Origin of the sequence: Orbus hercynius (assembly GCF_003634275.1) — a bacterium.
Classification (GTDB): Bacteria; Pseudomonadota; Gammaproteobacteria; order Enterobacterales; family Orbaceae; genus Orbus; species Orbus hercynius.
Window position 1 is genome coordinate 19,303 of sequence record NZ_RBWY01000006.1, and the last position, 18,932, is coordinate 38,234.

Annotated in this window: 22 protein-coding genes and 1 tRNA gene; 6 read left to right on the top strand and 17 right to left on the bottom strand. The window is 41.3% G+C overall.

What is annotated here, in order from left to right; genetic code table 11:
- Positions 1 to 14 precede the first annotated feature (14 nt).
- Positions 15 to 278, bottom strand: a complete 264-nt coding sequence (locus tag DES39_RS10560) for a helix-turn-helix domain-containing protein (RefSeq protein WP_121145930.1) — start codon at positions 276 to 278, stop codon at positions 15 to 17.
- A gap of 118 nt (positions 279 to 396) precedes the next feature.
- Between DES39_RS10560 and DES39_RS10565 the strand changes: the two genes are divergently transcribed.
- The gene (locus DES39_RS10565) at positions 397 to 636 is read left to right on the top strand and encodes a helix-turn-helix domain-containing protein (RefSeq protein ID WP_121145932.1); all 240 of its coding nucleotides are present in this window, start codon (positions 397 to 399) and stop codon (positions 634 to 636) included.
- Positions 637 to 715: 79 nt separating this feature from the next.
- On the opposite strand, the gene DES39_RS10570 is transcribed toward DES39_RS10565, so the two are convergent.
- Positions 716 to 1,285 carry a hypothetical protein gene (locus tag DES39_RS10570; RefSeq protein ID WP_147405439.1) on the bottom strand — a complete coding sequence of 190 codons (570 nt, stop codon included), beginning with the start codon at positions 1,283 to 1,285 and terminating at the stop codon, positions 716 to 718.
- Between the two features lie 177 nt (positions 1,286 to 1,462).
- Here DES39_RS10570 and DES39_RS11240 point away from each other — a divergent pair, with 177 nt between their 5' ends.
- Complete coding sequence (locus DES39_RS11240; protein WP_121145936.1) at positions 1,463 to 1,669, top strand: integrase domain-containing protein; 207 nt, start codon at positions 1,463 to 1,465, stop codon at positions 1,667 to 1,669.
- 457 nt (positions 1,670 to 2,126) lie between these two features.
- Here the strand turns inward: DES39_RS11240 and DES39_RS11165 are convergent, their stop codons facing one another.
- The 3 genes from DES39_RS11165 to tgt form a co-directional block, all read right to left on the bottom strand.
- On the bottom strand, positions 2,127 to 2,801 hold the full coding sequence (locus DES39_RS11165; protein ID WP_121145938.1) for a toll/interleukin-1 receptor domain-containing protein: 675 nt from the start codon (positions 2,799 to 2,801) through the stop codon (positions 2,127 to 2,129).
- A 309-nt stretch (positions 2,802 to 3,110) separates the two neighbouring features.
- Positions 3,111 to 3,187: transfer RNA gene (locus DES39_RS10585), tRNA-Pro, on the bottom strand.
- Positions 3,188 to 3,242: 55 nt separating this feature from the next.
- The gene (tgt, locus tag DES39_RS10590) at positions 3,243 to 4,382 is read right to left on the bottom strand and encodes a tRNA guanosine(34) transglycosylase Tgt (protein WP_121145986.1); all 1,140 of its coding nucleotides are present in this window, start codon (positions 4,380 to 4,382) and stop codon (positions 3,243 to 3,245) included.
- Between the two features lie 131 nt (positions 4,383 to 4,513).
- Here tgt and DES39_RS10595 point away from each other — a divergent pair, with 131 nt between their 5' ends.
- A complete protein-coding gene (locus DES39_RS10595; protein WP_121145940.1) occupies positions 4,514 to 5,182 on the top strand; it encodes a M48 family metalloprotease in 669 nt (222 codons plus the stop codon).
- A 152-nt stretch (positions 5,183 to 5,334) separates the two neighbouring features.
- Positions 5,335 to 6,081, top strand: coding sequence for a M48 family metallopeptidase (locus tag DES39_RS10600; RefSeq protein ID WP_121145942.1), 747 nt, complete (start codon positions 5,335 to 5,337; stop codon positions 6,079 to 6,081).
- Positions 6,082 to 6,149: 68 nt separating this feature from the next.
- Here the strand turns inward: DES39_RS10600 and queA are convergent, their stop codons facing one another.
- On the bottom strand, positions 6,150 to 7,178 hold the full coding sequence (queA, locus tag DES39_RS10605; protein ID WP_121145944.1) for a tRNA preQ1(34) S-adenosylmethionine ribosyltransferase-isomerase QueA: 1,029 nt from the start codon (positions 7,176 to 7,178) through the stop codon (positions 6,150 to 6,152).
- Between the two features lie 145 nt (positions 7,179 to 7,323).
- Between queA and DES39_RS10610 the strand changes: the two genes are divergently transcribed.
- Positions 7,324 to 8,298 carry a LysR family transcriptional regulator gene (locus tag DES39_RS10610; RefSeq protein WP_121145946.1) on the top strand — a complete coding sequence of 325 codons (975 nt, stop codon included), beginning with the start codon at positions 7,324 to 7,326 and terminating at the stop codon, positions 8,296 to 8,298.
- Here the strand turns inward: DES39_RS10610 and mdcH are convergent.
- From mdcH to ffh, 8 genes are all read right to left on the bottom strand, one after another.
- Positions 8,295 to 9,233 (bottom strand): malonate decarboxylase subunit epsilon, encoded by a 939-nt coding sequence (mdcH, locus tag DES39_RS10615; protein ID WP_121145948.1) that lies wholly within the window; start codon positions 9,231 to 9,233, stop codon positions 8,295 to 8,297. The genes DES39_RS10610 and mdcH overlap by 4 nt on opposite strands.
- A gap of 11 nt (positions 9,234 to 9,244) precedes the next feature.
- Positions 9,245 to 9,865, bottom strand: a complete 621-nt coding sequence (locus DES39_RS10620) for a malonate decarboxylase holo-ACP synthase (RefSeq protein ID WP_121145950.1) — start codon at positions 9,863 to 9,865, stop codon at positions 9,245 to 9,247.
- A 3-nt stretch (positions 9,866 to 9,868) separates the two neighbouring features.
- Positions 9,869 to 10,828, bottom strand: a complete 960-nt coding sequence (locus DES39_RS10625) for an AEC family transporter (RefSeq protein WP_121145952.1) — start codon at positions 10,826 to 10,828, stop codon at positions 9,869 to 9,871.
- 115 nt (positions 10,829 to 10,943) lie between these two features.
- Entirely contained in the window at positions 10,944 to 11,750 is an 807-nt protein-coding gene (gene mdcE / locus DES39_RS10630) for a biotin-independent malonate decarboxylase subunit gamma (protein ID WP_121145954.1), read from the bottom strand.
- Complete coding sequence (locus DES39_RS10635; RefSeq protein ID WP_121145956.1) at positions 11,747 to 12,586, bottom strand: biotin-independent malonate decarboxylase subunit beta; 840 nt, start codon at positions 12,584 to 12,586, stop codon at positions 11,747 to 11,749. The genes mdcE and DES39_RS10635 overlap by 4 nt, the downstream gene beginning before the upstream one ends.
- Complete coding sequence (gene mdcC / locus DES39_RS10640; RefSeq protein ID WP_121145958.1) at positions 12,576 to 12,878, bottom strand: malonate decarboxylase acyl carrier protein; 303 nt, start codon at positions 12,876 to 12,878, stop codon at positions 12,576 to 12,578. Before mdcC ends, DES39_RS10635 begins: the two co-directional genes overlap by 11 nt.
- A gap of 117 nt (positions 12,879 to 12,995) precedes the next feature.
- Positions 12,996 to 14,660 (bottom strand): malonate decarboxylase subunit alpha, encoded by a 1,665-nt coding sequence (mdcA, locus tag DES39_RS10645; protein WP_121145960.1) that lies wholly within the window; start codon positions 14,658 to 14,660, stop codon positions 12,996 to 12,998.
- Positions 14,661 to 14,943: 283 nt separating this feature from the next.
- A complete protein-coding gene (gene ffh / locus DES39_RS10650; RefSeq protein ID WP_121145962.1) occupies positions 14,944 to 16,323 on the bottom strand; it encodes a signal recognition particle protein in 1,380 nt (459 codons plus the stop codon).
- A 133-nt stretch (positions 16,324 to 16,456) separates the two neighbouring features.
- On the opposite strand from ffh, the gene DES39_RS10655 reads away from it, so the two are divergent.
- On the top strand, positions 16,457 to 17,023 hold the full coding sequence (locus DES39_RS10655; protein WP_121145964.1) for a hypothetical protein: 567 nt from the start codon (positions 16,457 to 16,459) through the stop codon (positions 17,021 to 17,023).
- 75 nt (positions 17,024 to 17,098) lie between these two features.
- Here DES39_RS10655 and DES39_RS10660 read toward each other — a convergent pair whose 3' ends face one another.
- The 3 genes from DES39_RS10660 to tssJ all read right to left on the bottom strand — a co-directional run bounded on the left by DES39_RS10660 (position 17,099) and on the right by tssJ (position 18,924).
- The gene (locus DES39_RS10660; RefSeq protein ID WP_121145966.1) at positions 17,099 to 17,788 is read right to left on the bottom strand and encodes a hypothetical protein; all 690 of its coding nucleotides are present in this window, start codon (positions 17,786 to 17,788) and stop codon (positions 17,099 to 17,101) included.
- A 194-nt stretch (positions 17,789 to 17,982) separates the two neighbouring features.
- Positions 17,983 to 18,405 carry a type VI secretion system baseplate subunit TssE gene (gene tssE / locus DES39_RS10665; RefSeq protein ID WP_121145968.1) on the bottom strand — a complete coding sequence of 141 codons (423 nt, stop codon included), beginning with the start codon at positions 18,403 to 18,405 and terminating at the stop codon, positions 17,983 to 17,985.
- 3 nt (positions 18,406 to 18,408) lie between these two features.
- On the bottom strand, positions 18,409 to 18,924 hold the full coding sequence (gene tssJ / locus DES39_RS10670; protein ID WP_121145970.1) for a type VI secretion system lipoprotein TssJ: 516 nt from the start codon (positions 18,922 to 18,924) through the stop codon (positions 18,409 to 18,411).
- Between the last annotated feature and the right edge of the window lie 8 nt (positions 18,925 to 18,932).

Genomic DNA, 18,932 nt, shown 5'->3' on the forward strand with positions numbered 1-18,932 from the left:
AGCGATATAATCAGTTATATGGTGCTATTTTTGTATTTTAAATAGAGATCCAGAATCATTTCAGCAAAATTATCGTCGACCGTATAGAAATAACTTTCAGGTACATTTAATACTTTAGCAAATGAACACATCAACTGAAATGTGGGGCAATGTACCCCTCCCTCATATTGAGAAACGCGAGATCTTGCTGTTTCTTCTTCAATACCGGCAAGTACCCCTAGCATTTCCTGCGTCATATTTGCTCGTAATCTAGCGGCTTTAAGGCGATGAGAAAGCATGATTAATACCATCAATAAATATATTGACTTAATGTTTAGCATAACTTAACATTATTTTTGTTTAGACTTACTTAACAACACTTGTATTACGCTATAAATATAGGGGGTAAGAAACAATATGATTAATCAAGATTGGCATTCAGCCGATATTATTGCTGCACTAAAGAAAAAAGGAACAACCCTTTCAGCAGAATCAAGAAAAGCAGGATATGCTACCAGTACATTAGCTAATGCACTGGCAAGACCATGGACAAAGGGCGAAATCATTATAGCCAACGCACTGGGTATTGGGCCGGAGCATATTTGGCCATCTCGGTATTTGAATAAGGCAAGAAAAACGAGAACAGATAAAAAATAATTTGTCATGTATATCATCATGATATTTTACAGCTCTCCTTAATTTTACGCAGATTTATATGATTAAAATTAAGGAGACATTATTTAGATAATATCGTCAGCATATCAACATTGTTTAATAATTTATAAAATCTTTCAGCTAATGATTTTACTATATTATACCTTTCTGTTTCACTTAATTGCTGCTCACTATCAATACAGTATGAGTCAATATAATAGTCAAAATATTGATAATAAATATGAGTCAAATACTGATATATATTATTAAAATATCTGTTTTCAAAATCATACCATCTAAACAGCACCTCTGACATTAATTCAGATATTTCTTCCAAAGATTTTGAACAAGCAATTCTCCCTACAAATATTTTAAAAAAAATAAGGCAACTATAATCAAGAGTGGGGCGTTTAATGTTATTCTCAACCAAATAGCGATCTAAATATAATTGAGCTTCATTTGGATCTATTTTTGAATCCAATCCTAATGACGCTAATATGAATAATGGTTCAGATTGATTGCCTTGTATAACTTCATTTTCGGCCCAATCAGTTACCATTGCCAAAGATAAAAATAGCTTCGGTATTCTCTCATCATAAGCATAAAGACATCTTAGGGATAAAATTTCCTCTAATGAAAGTTTATTGCACATTAATATATCAGCCCTGTTAGTGTGAAATCATTAGCTATATTTAGAGATACATTAATAGCTATCAGAAAATTAAAGTTTCGCAATATTGCTATAATCAATAAAAAAGAACCATATATCAATTAATTTTTAAATTTCATTTTCAATTAATCCACGTCGCCTCTTTAGTTAGCTTATCAGATGGGTTTGCGTTCACAGGGAGCGGTTCAGTGTTCCCAATCTTTAAAGACATGGCTCAGTATGCTCGGAAAAGGACAAACCAGATTACCAGTTACGTTTGGTACAAAAGGCAGTAGACCAAGAGAAACTCTGGTACTTAATACTGAACAACTTAAGCAAACTATACAAAAGGCGTTAAGGGTAATGGAAGAACAAAAGGTAAGCTGATTGATAATCCTGACTTAAAATCAGCTATGGCTTACTGGCGGCGAACTGCGATAAAGGTAATTTAAAAGGAGGATACTCCCCACATAACTTATGCTATGCTTGAGCGCAAAGGGCTTTAACACATTACCAAGAAAAAAACTTTAGTCATAAGGAATCGTTGGCTTTGGTATCTATGGATTTAGGGCATGGTGATGATAGAGGAAGATATATAGAGAAGATCTATATTTTATGATTAAAATATAGATTATTAATAGAAAAAAAATTTATATTAGTTGTTACTTAATCTGACGAGATCTTATAGTAAAGTACTCTAACATATTGATGCCAAAAAAGACTGAGGAGCAGATATCAATATCGTAGCCAGCCGAACTACCAGAAGTAGAACAGATGGCTAAGAATCAAATCATATTTTCACAATCAATTATATCTGAATTAAGAGCATATATGAGTTGTTGTACTACAGTGCAACTAATTCGGCAATTTTTGTCGCAACAACTGTCATTGAGTCTTCCCCTGTATCCAAGCCGCTTCGCGAAGCAAGCATGGGACTGACATTGCGGAGTTTCTCATATGTAGTGTTATGCACTATAGGAACAAGCTGATTACCTGCTAAAAGCGCCGAAAGCTCTTTATCAGCAACGCCCTCTTTGGGAAGCCTTTCTAATAGTGCAGGGGTTACCAACACAAGTCCAATTCGTGAGTTTGCCAGACCCTTGTCGATAGCGCGCATCATAGGAACTCCAAGACCCAGATCTTTTTCACTAAACCAGACTTTGACTCCAGCAGCTACAAGTAAGTCATGTAGTTCTTTTGCTACTCCTTGTCGGTCATCCCACGCGTGGCACAAGAATACGTCACGTAGATCTGGTTGTTTCTCTGCACGCATCTCGACCGTTTGTCTGATTGGTGTGAGTGACCGTACTTGTGCTTGGGTGTACGATACAGATGAGCCAGTCTTCGACCAGCGTGGTCTTGGACTACTACTGGATCCTGTACTCCCACTGACTCCCGAAGAGGAGTAACGGTCTGGTGAATATAAGCTTGAGCGATAGATTCTCTGACTACATACGGGGCAAGCTGCTGCTCCACTCGCTGTACGGTGACCTTCTTTTGGTGCAGTACATCTAGACATAATGTGATCCTCTATTTATAATTTTTTATTTCATAAAATAAACCATATTGTAGCTATGTATCAACTAGTGTGCTTTTGACACCAAACCAACTGTTATATTTAATTAAATTTAAAAGAACAAAGGTTCCAAATTAAGCATGGGTTAGCATAAATTTATAAACCTGTTTACATATATGAATGAAAATAAAAAATTCAACCTCTCAGCAGAGAATTTTATTTATAGCTAATATATTCCGTAAGACTCATACAAATTAAGATACTGATAAACTTTAGACGTAAAAAAACCGACTTTCGTCGGTTTTTCAAAATTGGTCGGCGAGAGAGGATTCGAACCTCCGACCCACTGGTCCCAAACCAGTTGCGCTACCAAGCTGCGCTACTCGCCGTTAGGATGCGAATAATACTGCGCTATGATTCAACTGTCAAGAGGGCACTCAAAAATTATCTCGCATTTAATGGTGCAGGTGTTTTACCGATACGCTGATAAAACTCAATCACAAACTGCTCGTAACGCTGCTCGGCAATCGCTTTGCGAATTTCAGCCATCAGGCGTTGATAATAACGCAGATTATGAATGGTATTGAGCCTTGCGCCTAAAATTTCACCACATTTATCAAGGTGATGTAAATAAGCCTTGGTGTAATTTTTACAAGTATAGCAATCGCACTCAGCATCCAATGGCGAAGTATCATCTTTATATTTAGCATTACGGATCTTAATCACGCCATCTGTCACAAATAGATGACCATTACGGGCATTACGTGTTGGCATCACACAGTCAAACATATCAATGCCGCGGCGCACGCCTTCAACTAAATCCTCTGGTTTACCCACCCCCATTAAATAACGCGGTTTATCGGTTGGTAACTGCGGGCAGGTTCCTTCAAGGATACGGTGCATATCGGCTTTTGGCTCACCCACCGCCAGTCCACCAATAGCATAACCATCAAAGCCAATTTGGGTTAATGCCTTGACCGAAATATCACGTAATTCCTGATACACGCCACCTTGCACAATACCAAATAAGGCATTTTTATTGCCTAATTCATCAAAACGATCACGACTGCGTTTTGCCCAGCGCGCCGACATTTCCATTGAACGTTTGACATAATCCCACTCGGCTGGGTAAGGCGCACACTCATCAAAAATCATCACAATATCTGAACCCAAATCATATTGGATTTCCATTGAGATTTCTGGCGATAAAAAGATAGAATCACCGTTAATTGGATTGCGGAAATGAACGCCTTCTTCCTTGATTTTACGAATATCACCTAAACTAAAGACCTGAAACCCACCTGAATCGGTTAAAATTGGGCCGTGCCACTGCATAAAGTCATGCAGATCACCATGTTGGCGCATAATTTCTTGCCCCGGCCGTAACCAAAGGTGAAACGTATTACCTAGTAGGATTTGTGCGCCAGTCGCCGCTACTTCTTCTGGCGTCATACCTTTTACCGTGCCATAAGTGCCTACCGGCATAAACGCCGGCGTTTCAACCGTACATTCAACACCACGCCGATCAAACTTCATTCGTCCACGACGAGCAAGCCCGTCAGTTGTATCTAATTCAAACTTCATATTTACCTCGCAACCAAATAAACAGTTTGGCGCCATCTTGTTATTGTGCTCAATCTATTAAGCCATATTCTAAATCTGGGCGGCTATGATAACATAGCTCAATAATGAAATAAAAACATGTTGATAAGTTCATGGTCATTCGCATCCAAACGTTATTACTATCCGGCTGTTTATTTGGGTTAGTTGCCTGCAATCAACCGCAAGTTACCATGCTTACCCCCCAGCAAATCACTCTGCTAAGCGATAGCCAAATTGAGCAGCTAAGCGCTCAAAACTGTGCCAAACAAGATCAGTATGAGGTCATGACTAGCCGTTCTCATGTTTTTCAAAAGCGCCTCGATCGACTGACCAAGCAATGGCCAAATACCGTTAATGGTAAAACCCTCAATTACCGGGTCTACCTTAAGACCCAACCCAATGCGTGGGCCTCATTCAATGGCTGCGTTCGGCTCACGAGTGGCTTAATGAATCTGTTAACCGATGATGAAATTCAAGCGGTCATCGTGCATGAAATCGGCCACATTGCACTTAACCATACCCTTGCGGCATTTCGGCAGGCTAAATCAGCCGAGATACACTCAAATGGCACCATCACATTAATCATGCCGCAAGCGCTTTCGTTACAGCAAGAGTTTGCCGCCGATGCTTATGCTGTACGCGTGCTTCAGTACCAGCAGCGCGATCCATACGCCTTAATCACCATGCTAAATAAACTCGATCGTCACCAGCAACAAGCTAGCTCATCACACCCGAATACCGCTGCGCGTAAAACTAATTTATTAAAAAAAATCATGAGATAAATTTATTTGTACAACTCATCGCACAACCCTTTGCAGATATAATCGGCTGTGATACCATTTTTAGCGTAGTTATCAGTGAATATTTTTAAACCCTATAACAGTCATATTCATCATTCACTATCAACATTGTGACCATAAGAAAGGATCAAACAATGAAACTCAAATTACTCAGCGCAACAATATTAGCCATTACCTTAGCCGGCTGCCAAGTCAACCAAAATGATCTCGTTGGCTTAGGCGTTCAATCGGCGCAGATTGCTTCATTAAGTGACAGTGAAGTCAAAACACTTAGCGATAAATCCTGTGCAGAGATGGACGCTAACGCCAAAATTGCGCCAGACAATAATGCTTATACTGTGCGGCTAAAAAAAATCATGCAACCACTCGGTGATAATATTAATGGTACCGCAATTAATTATAAAGTTTACTTAACCGATGATGTGAATGCTTGGGCGATGGCGAATGGCTGCGTTCGTGTTTATAGTGGTTTAATGGATAAGATGACCGATAATGAAGTGCAAGGTGTGCTAGGTCACGAGCTTGGTCACGTCGCACTGGGTCATAGTAAAAAAGCGATGCAAGTAAGCTATGGCACGCAAATTACGCGAGGCGTTATCGCAGCAGTATCAAACTCAACGATTGCCAATCTAACGCAGTCCCAACTTGGCGATCTCGCTGAAGGGGTAATCAATGCACAATTTTCACAAAAACAAGAGACTGAAGCCGATAATTACTCATTTGATTTGTTAGTGAAAAAAGGCATCAATCCGCTAGGCCTAGCGACCGCTTTTGAAAAATTAGGTGGCGGTGAAGCCTCATTATTAAGTACTCACCCAGCCTCAAGTGACCGCGCGAAGAATATTCGGGAGAAAATTGCGCAGCGCAACCAAAATCAGTAATCCGTTTAGTTAACGCTTAACGATGTCTTGTTACATTCATACTTACTGAATGTAACAAGACTACCGACTTATTTTTTACTAATAAACATCGCATCACCATAGCTGAAAAAGCGATAACGCTCAGCCACCGCTTGCTGATAAGCATGCATGGTATTGTCGTAACCAGCAAAAGCCGACACCAACATAATGAGTGTCGATTCGGGCAGATGAAAGTTTGTAATTAGCGCATCAATCACATTAAATTGATAGCCGGGATAGATAAAAATTCGGGTATCGGCAAAAAATGGCGCGATTTGACCGGTTTGCTGCGCGGCACTTTCTAATGCGCGAACCGAGGTGGTGCCCACCGCGACCACTTTATTACCGCGCGCTTTACATGCCACTACCGCATCGACAACCTCTTGCGACACCTGCGCATATTCAGCGTGCATGATATGTTCTTCAATCACATCAACCCGAACCGGCTGAAACGTCCCCGCACCAACATGCAATGTGACAAAAGCCAGCTCAACCCCTTTTTGTTTTAGTACATCAAGTAACGGCTGATCAAAATGCAGACCCGCGGTTGGCGCGGCAACCGCACCCGGTACTTTATTATAAACGGTTTGATAAACTTCCCGATCTTGCTCATCATCTGGCCTATCAATATAAGGCGGCAAAGGAATATGGCCGATTTGATTTAAAATCGTCAATACATCGTCTGGGAATTGCAGTTCAAATAGGGTGTCATGTCTGGCAACCATCGTTACATTAACTTGTTCTTGTTCACCGAGTAGCAGCTCGGTACCGACTTTCGGTGATTTAGACGCTTTGATGTGTGCCAAAACGCGATGATTATCGAGTAAACGTTCAACTAGAATTTCGATTTTACCGCCCGATTGCTTGCGCCCATACACGCGAGCAGGAATCACTCGAGTATTGTTAAACACCAGCAAGTCACCCGGCTGTAATTGCGCGATAATATCGGTAAAAATACCATGAGTAACCTGCCCGGTTTTACCGTCTAAAGACAATAAACGGCACTCGCTACGCGTTTGCGCAGGATAACGGGCAATGAGTTCATTAGGCAGATCAAAATGAAAATCAGAAAGTTGCATAATCAGTTAAATACTCGACGATAGAAAATCATTAATAGAATAAAATTGCCCACAAGTCTAATTAGCAAAGCGCCAATGTGCAAGTGCTTTCTCTGGCTTTATCGCCATCAGCTACACTAAAAAATCAACAATAGTGATTGACGGTATGCCCAAAAACATATCCAATAACGGTAAGGAATACGACTTATCGCTCTATTTTATGAAAAAGAACAATATTACCCTCAAAAAATTAGAAGTTTTTCTCGTCTTTATGTCAAAAGGCAACATTAGTTTAGCCGCAGATGAACTTTCACTAAGCAGTGTCAGTGTGCATCGCGCTTTACATACTTTAGAAGACGATATCAACTGCCCCTTGTTTATTCATAAAGGTCGTAATTTACATCCCATGCCCGCTGCATATAAACTACAAGAATATGCTGAGCAAATATTAGAACTTGCCGATGAAGCAATGACCGCCACCGCCTTAGCGGCAGGTATTGAACAACATAAATTAAAAATTGGTGCACTTTACTCGTTAACTATCGATATATTGCCTAAACTGATCATGGATTTTAAATTACGCAAACCCGATACCCGTATTGATCTGAGCATGGGCTCTAACCACGAACTATTAGCCAGTTTGGAAAATAACCAACTTGATGCCGTTTTTGTTGAAATTACCCAAGGGGAAATTGATCCACATAATTTCGAAATCTTGCCGATCTTTGATGACCAACTCTTTATTGCCGGCGCAATCGATAGCCCTTTATTAAAGGGAACAACAATTGATTTGACCACGCTGCAAGATCAGAATTTTATAGGCCTAACCAAGGGATTTGCAACCAATAATAGCTTTGAGCACGTATTTGCAAACACTAATTACACGCCCAATATTAGCCTGTATGTGAATAATATCTTCTCGCAAATCAACTTAGTCAGTGCCAATATGGGATACAGTTTATTACCAGGCCGTATGCGCAGTGCCTATCAAGATAAAATTAAAATGGTCGCCATCAAACAAGAAAACCCCGTTATGCAAACTATCGGCTTGGTATTTGCCAAAAACCGTGAATATGATCCCAACATTTTATCACTACTGGCCTGTAGCCGAATGTATATCCACCATAGTAAACCACGTTAACCCTCGGTGCGTTCTAACATTTTGACTAACTCAGTAACCGCTTTAATGCTACGTTGTTGAATTGATACGGCTTCTCCATTACCTATCATGGCTTTTTTGGTTAACCCCGTCAGTACGGCGCCCGGCGGCATTTCGATTGCTAATCTCACGCCGCGTTCTCTGGCTGCAACCATACTATCAAACCAATGTACAGCACGGCACATATTAAATGCCAAATCATAAGCGAGATCTTCTGGCTCAGTAATCATGCGCGCGGTACTGCTACTTAAATAATCTATTGTTGGACGCCTAAATGAAAGTGCCTTTATTGCTTGATATAATAAGTGTGCCGGTTGATTGAGTAACGGACAATGCGAAGGCACACTGACCGCTAAATGAGTGATAGATGCAGCCCCCCTATCTTTAGCAATTGTAGCGACTTTTTGCATCGCCACATCACACCCCGAGATCACAAATTGTCGCTCATCATTTAAATTGGCCAAATAAACCGGTTGATGACTCGAATGTACCGCTTGCAAAATATCTTCAACTTGCTCTTGGAATAGTCCTTGAATAGCCGTCATGCCGTAACCGGCTGGATAAGCTTCTTCCATCAATGTACCACGTAATGACACCAGTTTTACTGCATCATCAAAGGTTATCGCACCGGCTATCACGGCAGCAGGAAAAGCACCAATTGACAAACCACTAACCATGTTAGCGCTTACCCCCTGAGCTTGAAGCAAACGGGCATAAACCACCCCTGTAATTAAATCGCATAACTGCACTGCTCGAGTTTTTTGCAATGCTTGCTGACTATCTAATTGCAACACATCTTCATTTAACACCATACTGGCTTGTGATAACAATTGAGTGGTTAACGCCGAGGCCGGTAAGTGATGTAGCATACCGACCGTTTGTGTGCCTTGTCCGGGAAACGTCAATAATATTTTCATCTTTTACCCTCCTATTGCCAAGGATTGGTCGTCATAATAGGGCCATGCACTGTTTTTAACATAGTTTGGCGATCTCGTACCCACTCATTTAATGCAAATGCGCCATTCGGTGTTTCGATTTGTGCATCAATACGCCCAGGTAGCCTAGATAAGCATTGTGATAACTGAACAAACTGATCAAAATCACGTTCAACAGGGCTGCGAAACACAAGATCCAAATCACTGTTGTCATTCATTACTTGTACATCACTCGCTAATTGATAGCCAGCGCTGCCAGTTACGCCCCATATCCACGTCAAATCAATATCCATCAAGCAATCTAGCGCCTGCATTGCCGGTAATGACGACGACTGGCTAATTTTACTTATCGACTTTAATAATACCTCTTCCGGCGTTAAGCGCGCTATTACCTCTGCGCAATGTACTTTGGCGGCTAACCGCTGTGAACGATTTTGCCCCCGAATACCGACAGCAACAAACTCAGCGGCGACTGCTTCACGCCGCACAACAACGGGATAAGTTGCAGCTCTTTGGCGATGAAACCACGCAGGTAGAGGGCCATCGATAATTAGCGCATCATCTCGTGCAACCCAAAGTAAGTCATGAGGATGGAGATCATGCTGTGTATACATCGGTTATAAACCTGCTGTTAAAGTGATAAAAACAGGTAATGTCACAATACACAAAATAGAACTAATTAATAAGGTTGCTTCAGCATCAGCAGATTGCACACCAAAACGGTTACCAAATACCACGCCAAAAAATCCAGCTGACAACGCGAGCATTAAGACGGCGGTAATTGCTAGATCGCCATGTAAACCAAGCAGTAAGACCATCCCCCAAGCCAAAATGGGCTGAATCACCAATTTAGTGATAGACGACACTGACACCACAAAATTCACTTTTAACGTACGAGCAGATAAAATCAAACCGGTTAAAAATAGTGCCGAAGCCGTCGCAGCAAGCCCTAGCGGTTTAATTGCTAATAAAACGATTTCAGGCATTTTAATGCCAACAGCCGATAATACCACCCCAAGTAAGGGTCCCCAAACAATCGGTTTGGTCACTGAGCGCCAAGCTAAAATCGGTAGCATTGCTAATGATGATCCGCTTACCGTGCCATTCTCACGGGCTTTTTCACGTTCTAAGATCAGTAGACACAGTGGCGTTAACAATACTGAGCCACAAGCGATAGAAATCGCGACAGATAATGATACGCCAGTATTTTCACCAATCACACTCCCCAAAATCGGCAAACCTAACGCCGCATAGTTTGGTAAGGCAACGGTTAATGTTAATACTGCGGCTTCTTTCGCTGGTTTTTTAAATACATTGGTACTCAAAAAGTAAATAGCAGCAAAGATAATCCACATTGATACCGCCAAAATCACAATTAAATACCATTGCTGTACAATGGCATTCCACGGGGTTTGTACCGTCGCACTGAATAATGCTGCGGGCAAGGCAAAATCCATCACAAATATATTCAATAACGCGACGTTTTTATTATCCACCATACCGCGTTTACCGGCAAAAAAACCTAAAAACATAATCACAAAAATCGGCGCTAGCGCCTTAAGAATGACATAAGCCATAATCTATCCTCATCTTGATGAAAAAAACCATCTATTAAAATAATTATTCCCTCAGTGATTGATGGACTCACCATAATGATTATGGCTAATCCTCTCATCAATCCCCCTAAGGTCGCTACCACTGAGCACGCATTTTTTCTCTCACCAATAAAGAAGCATGGCGATCCTTCGCCTGTAGGCGGCTGTGCAAAGACACGCCATCTTGCAATGCATCATTAATGGCGTCAACAATAGTTGCTTTAACCAATTCAATTTCATTGGCCATAGGCTGCATCGCATTGCTCATAGTAAGTAGTTTATACAATAGGCCAAGCTTGCTGTAGTTCTCGATATCATAAGCCATCGGTGGAATCGTTGCCGCGAGTTTTTCCAATGCTTCAACTGAACGTAACGTGATACGCGCCGCCGCTTCTTTACCCATTGCATGAATCATCACTTGGGGATCGTTAAAGGCAATCAAACGATTGGCTTGATAGCCGTGTGCTAAAAAGGCACCAGACATCGCTTTACCGACAATCAAGCCAATCACTGGGTGACCGGCTAAACGGGCATCAGCGTAAGCACTTGCAGCGCCCGCTAATGCTTGATGAATAGCAAAGGCTTCTTCACGCCTACCATAAGCTTGACTCGGCACATCAATAATGGCGACAATGGCGCGTTTATGCGGCTTATCTTTATCAAGAGCAATCACATCACGCACCACTTTGGCCAGTGACCAGCCTTCAAGTAGTCCGACTTCACCCTGACGTGCTCGAGGGTAAAGACTATTATGATCAGGCACGACTGCAATAAACCGCGCTGTTTTGCCATTAATTTCACCATCGGCGGCTTTCACTGATGCACACACACTTGGGCATAATGTGGCTTGTTCGGTTAATAATGAGAACCAATAATCGCCACGACTTACTGTTGACGTACTCATTGGTGACCTCCTTTTGCAAATAATTGTTTCGCTGAATCACTGTCGACTTGAGTTGTGGTATCCACTGCCATGAGTTTATTTAAATAGTAATCATGCTGCTGGGAACGAAAGACCGCCGGTACCCCTTTATCTAAACACTGTTTCATCGCCTGTTTGACTTGCGCTAGCGAATCCTTCACTAATGCGTCAACAAAACCGGTTTCATAACGCACTTCACCACCGGTCATACTCCAAATAAATGGGCGATTACGTGAGTTATACTCTTCAATGCCGGCTTCTTGTTCAATGACTTGTGGGCCATTCAATCCTAAACGCGCTTCACGAGTGACAATCAAGTAGCTGCACAAACCGGCAGCAATGGACATACCACCAAAGCAGCCAACCGTACCCGTACTAATGCCAACGACTGGGACATAACGGCGTAAATCACTAATCGCCGCATGAATATCGGCAATCGCCGCTAAACCAAGATTGGCTTCTTGTAAGCGTACGCCGCCGGTTTCTAACAATAAAACCGCTTGAGTTAATTTGCCCTGACGGCAATCCTCAGCGGCAAGTTCAAGCGCAGCAGCCATTTTAGCGCCAGAGACTTCACCCATACTGCCACCTTGAAATATTCCTTCAATTGCAATGACAACCGTTGGTTTACCATCAATCGTGCCTTTAGCAATCACCATACCGTCATCAAATTCCGGTACAATTCCTTGCTTTTCGAGCCATGGCGAGGTAATTTTTTCAAATGGCCCTAATAGCTCACGAAAACTACCCGCATCTAACAGATGACTTGCGCGTTTACGCGCATTGAGCTCGATAAAACTGACATCATTATTTGGCATGACGAGCCTCCTCAAACACTTGTTCAATACGCAATTTTGCAACGCCTGGTGTAGCTGAAAAATCGTTAATTTCCAGCGTGCCCTTTGGCAGTGAATTCAGTAGTGCCAATCGCTCAAACAGATGCGTCCAAATTAATTTACTGCCATCTACCGATGTTTTGATAATAATGTTTAATACGTTTTCATCATGGGGCACAAACATAGCCTCAAGATCACCAGAACCGACCACGCCTGCTAATGCCCGATTGGCTAATTGCTCCGTTGCTGGATAACTTAATTCGATTCGTTCCATAATATCCTCTTATTTTTCACAGATTCATTTATTGCCACAACTTAGTGATATAAAGCCTAAGCAAGTGTTCAACAATAAATGGAGATGTTACAAACGCTTGCTGAACAAAGACTGGTATTACCAGCTTCTAAATTTTGCCGGAGGATTATATAATCCTCCTGACCACTCGACGAGCTCAGCAACACTGGTTGCCGCTAACAATGAACGACTTGCATCCGTTGGGCGAATACCAATATCTTGTGGATAAACCACCTTACCTTCACGGCGAAATTGCTCAACACGCTTTGCATCGACACCTAAACCAATATCCGTAATCCCAGCAACCGCTGCCACCATCGCACGTCTTTCTTCTAATGATTTAGCTTGATACAAATACGCAATGCCTTCTTCGGTTAATACATGGGTAATATCATCACCATAAATCATCACTGGCGGTATCGACATCCCTGACTCTTTCCCTACTGACACGGCATCAAGCGTTTCAACAAACGTCGGTTTGCCACCCGCCTGATAAGTCTCAACCATCTGTACCACCAGTTTATGACCCCGACCTATTGGGTCCTCAGCTTTTTGCATCATCTCAAGCCACGCATGAGTTGCATGACGGCGTCCATGTGGGTCGTGCCCCATATTTGGCGCACCACCAAATCCCGATAAACGCCCGCGCGTCACCGTTGATGAGTTACCATAACCATCAACTTGTAGCGTTGAACCAACAAACATATCAACCGCATATTGACCGGCGAGTTGGCATAAGGTTCGGTTAGAGCGCATGCTACCGTCGTGACCGGTGAAGAAGATATCCGGACGAGCAGCCACGTATTTTTCCATACCCAGCTCACTACCAAAACAGTGCACATTTTCAACCCAGCCACTTTCAATGGCAGGAATCAGTGTTGGATGCGGATTAAGTGCCCAGTATTTACAGATTTTGCCTTTTAAGCCTAACTGTTCACCATAAGTGGGTAATAACAGTTCAATCGCCGCAGTATTAAAACCAATGCCGTGGTTAAGTGATTGCACTTGATGCTTAGCATAAATCCCTTTAATTGCCATCATCGCCATCAACACATGAATCGGTTTAATTAAACGCGGATCACGAGTAAATAGCGGTTCCATAAAGAACGGTTTATCTGCCACCACCACAAAATCAACCCATGAACCGGGAATATCAACGCGCGGTAAGTCTGATACATCATCAACAATTTCATTGACTTGCGCGATGACAATACCGTTTTTAAATGCCGTTGATTCAATAATTGATGGGCTATCTTCGGTACTTGGCCCAGTATAAAGATTACCATTGCGGTCGGCTTTATACGCAGCGACTAATGCAACATTTGGCGTTAAATCCATAAACAAGCGCGAATAAAGCTCGATATAAGTATGTATTGCGCCAATTTCTAATGCGCCATCGGCCAGCAGCTGTGAAATACGTAAACTCTGCGTACCTGAAAATGAGAAATCTAACTTTTTCGCAATGCCTTTTTCAAAAATATCAAGGTGCTCTGGTAAGCCGATACTTGGCATTAACATATGAAGATTATTGACTTTATTTGGATCGACTTGCACTAACATACGCGCTAAAAAATCAGCTTGTTTTTGATTATTGCCTTCAAGCACCACGCGATCGCCGGAAGCTAATAGTTTTTCGAGAATGGCTGGAAAATCTTGGGTTGGGAGGACTTTACCCTGAGTAATCGTTTTGACCGCTTCAAGACGACGTTGTTTTTCGTTCAACCGATTGTTCCAATTCCGGTCAGATGTCTGTGTTCTTATCATATATAAACCTCAAAGAATTAGTTAACTCAATTAAGCAACTATATTAATTCGGTAAGGTTATGGTAAACACCTAAAGCAGCACTATCAATTAACGAAACATCACAATCGTTAGCTTTTTAGTAATGATTAAACTAATCCTCTCAATTGTATTAATTTTTAATAATAAAAATCATTAATCACGCAGGAAAGATAACCAAAATGGGGAGAATGAAGAAGTGATAAAAAAACCAAAAAGAAGTAAACAAAATAGGATGTACAATCCTATTTTGTCATATTAAATCAATTAACGCCGTGGTAAACCGCCAAAGCCGCCCATACCGCCGCCCATCATACCTTTCATGCCGCGCATCATTTTCATCATGCCGCCGCCTTTCATTTTTTTCATCATGCGCTGCATATCATCAAACTGCTTAAGCAATTTATTAACATCTTGCACCTGTGTACCTGACCCTTGTGCAATGCGACGTTTACGCGACCCTTTAATAATTTCCGGATTTAATCGCTCTTTAAAGGTCATCGAGTTAATCATCGCTTCCATCTTAACCGTTACTTTATCATCCATTTGTGCTTTAATATGTTCAGGCAATTGACCTGCACCGGGTAATTTGGCTAACATCGCACTCATCCCGCCCATATTACGCATTTGTTTAAGCTGTTCTTGAAAATCATTAAAATCAAATTTATCGCCTTTTTTGATTTTCTTCGCCATGCGCTCCGCTTTTTCACGATCAACCTTGCTCTCCATCTCTTCAATCAGGGATAAGACATCGCCCATACCTAAAATTCGTGAGGCAATACGATCAGGATAAAACGGTTCTAATGCATCGGTTTTTTCGCCCATACCCAAAAATTTAATTGGCTTACCGGTAATGCTACGAATTGATAGTGCCGCACCGCCGCGCGCATCACCATCAACTTTAGTCAAAACAACACCCGTTAGGGGTAACGCATCATTAAATGCTTTGGCCGTATTTGCCGCATCTTGCCCGGTCATGGCATCAACGACAAATAGCGTCTCAATTGGATTAATTGCTTGATGGAGTAATTTAATCTCACCCATCATATCGCTATCAACATGTAATCGACCAGCAGTATCGACAATTAGCACATCAAAAAACTGTAACTTGGCATGAGAGATCGCTTTATTAACAATATCAATCGGTTTTTGGTTAATATCAGAGGGGAAAAACTCAACATCAATCGCATTAGCTAGCGTTTCTAACTGCTTAATTGCTGCAGGGCGATAAACGTCAGCCGAAACCACTAAGACTTTCTTTTTATGCTTCTCTTTTAAAAATTTAGCAAGCTTGGCAACGCTGGTGGTTTTACCTGCACCTTGCAGACCCGCCATTAACATCACCGCAGGAGGCTGAGTGGCTAAGTTTAAAGTACTATTTTGCTCCCCCATAGCTAGCGTTAATTCGTGTTGAACAATTTTGATAAACTCTTGCCCAGGTGTCAGGCTCTTGTTGACATCAAGCCCAACCGCCTTCTCTTTAACCTGATTAATAAAATCGCGAACCACCGGGAGTGCAACATCAGCCTCAAGTAATGCCATTCGTACATCACGCAAAGCTTCTTTAATATTATCTTCAGTTAATCTTCCCCGACCACTAATATTACGTAAAGTCTGGGATAATCTATCGGTTAAATTCTCAAACATAATTTTCTCAATAGTGCTAAAAAAGTCTTTCTATCATGATACCAGAAATTTATAATAAATAGGTATGTGATTTGAAATGCCAACCACATATTTTCACTCATTTTAATAAAAAATAATAATAAGGAACAATTATATGTCACAAAATCAAATGCCTAACCCGAAAGTCGATATTGAACGAGTTAATGAAATCAAAAAAGCCAGTTTTTGGGTCAGCCAAGTGTTTATTCTTCTTGCCACGGTTATTGGTGTTTATTTAGCGGCAAGCCAAGGCTATAAGCAAGCGGTGCAATTCGAAAACATGACGAGTTATAAAGAGAGCTACTATTTACAAAAATCACTACAATATGAATTGCAAGATAATATTGTGCTATTAAAAGGCTATATGGCAAAAATTCAAGATAGTAACTATTATGGCGCGCGTAACGAACCCCTCAATTTTTATACGCTGATTTGGGAAAATATGAAGTTTTCTAGCACAACATTATCAACGCCGCCAATGCTTTTGCGTCAAGCTCAACAATTTTATCGTGAAGTGGCAAAACTGCATGAAAGTATTGCTATCAGTGATATTTCCGTGCCAACAGGCATTAAAAAACTACAAGCACAAATTGATATCGTTGAGCAGCAACTTATCCCCACATTAGAGAAGAATACCGCACAAATTCAACATGAACTTGCTGGTTCTGATATTATTTTATAGTGTAGTGATGGAGCAACGCTCAATCATTACTCGGCCGCCTATCGACGGCGGCGATTTACACGGTTGATCGAGTTATCACCAAAATAGCCACATCCCCGCAGGACCACCTGATATACGGAGCCCATTTGCGGTATCGCGAAAAAATAAACTACCAGTACTTATGCCGCCATCGGTATTTAAGCCAAAGCTATTGAAATCAAACATTTCATTCACTTGCGGATCTGTTGCCCACTCAGGCACACCTTCAACGATGTAGGAAAATTGAACACTAACGACTTCATCGCCCCATCTATCTTTGCTCACTGTATCAGATAAAACATCGACAATAACTCGGCGACCAAAACACAATGCGGTCGTATCAACCCACTGTGTTAAATATTTTTTACCTGAGTCGGTAAGTGAGTATCGGTAAATCGCTTCACCAACATGCGGTTGCTCTGTGGAAATCAGTAATTTTTGCTCAAAAAGACCTAAACGACTAAAAAGTGGTAATCGTTCATTAAGTTTTTTATTCCAAATATAATTATAGCGAGAAGATTGATCGACTGCTTGCTTTGGATGCATATATTGTGTGGTATACGGAAAACTAATAGCCCCGCCTAGACGAACACAAAAAGCTTTTTGTCCAGATGCGTTCTTTTTATCGTAGTTATTTTGTAACAACTGTTTAATGGCAACATCATCACGACAAGCGGTTAATAATAGTAGAGAGGTTATCAACACTGCCGAGCATTTGATAATTCGACCTTGCATGAATTTTAGCATTATTTTCCATCACCTCCCTTTTATTTAAACTCGCTCACCTTTTACTGATAATTAAGCGTCAGGTGCTTGTAAATAAAATAGATAACCTTATTAATTATACTATCACTCTTCCCTGCCTATTTCACTATTTATCCACATACAGGATAATAATTTTTGTGACCACCGAAATGTCAATTTTTACTATGATGGATAAATTAGTAAGATGATTTTTTATGGGTATAATTTAATTGCGCTTTACCATCAGGCATAAAATGCGTACCGTATTTGACCAATCCACCTTCCTTAAAATGGCACGTTAATTCATAACTTAATATCATCGTATCATCAGTCTCTTGTAGTGCAATTTCAACTGCGGATAAACGCGGTTCATACTTGAGTAACGTGTTTTGCATCGCACGCATTAAGCCGTAAGCTGATGTTGGTAACGCCTGATAAATCGTTGACATATCGGGCAAACCATAATCGGGTAAATGTTTAATCGCACCCGCTCGACTATTTAAAATTCGGCCGATGTTATCTTTAACGCTAATAATGGTTTGCATCTTATCATCGGTTTCACTGACTATTGAACCAGAATCAAAAAAACCAAAAACCGTATCATACAATGACGCCCCCATGCTTTAATCCTCTGCGACTAATTCAAGTGCAAATTTATTCACTTTAATCGCCCGAGCATCATTGATATGTAAATCACTGCGCTTTAATAAAATTCGCCAACTATTCGCTTTTAAATCAGGCTCTTTAAATAAGGCGACAATTCCCACATAATTTGCATTTTTATCAAATGGCGTATCAACCGATAATGCGGTATCGGGCTTTAATACAATCTCTTTACTCGCAAGTAATGCGCTACCAAGCGCATCTTGATCCCCGTCAACCAACGCAGGATAGGGAGCAGAATTAAATGACTGGGGATCGCTCAACTGATAAATACGAATCACTACCGGTGATGATTTATTATTATCATCAGTATTTAGTTCCGCTCTGGCGGTAAAATCAAGATGTACCGTGCGCACATCCCACACAAATATCGCTTTAGCCACGCTTGCCGTTCCTTCCGAAACCGACTGCGCCGCGCCACAACCACTTAATATAAACAGGCTCATTAATGTGCCAATTATCAATAATGTCTTCATTTTATCTT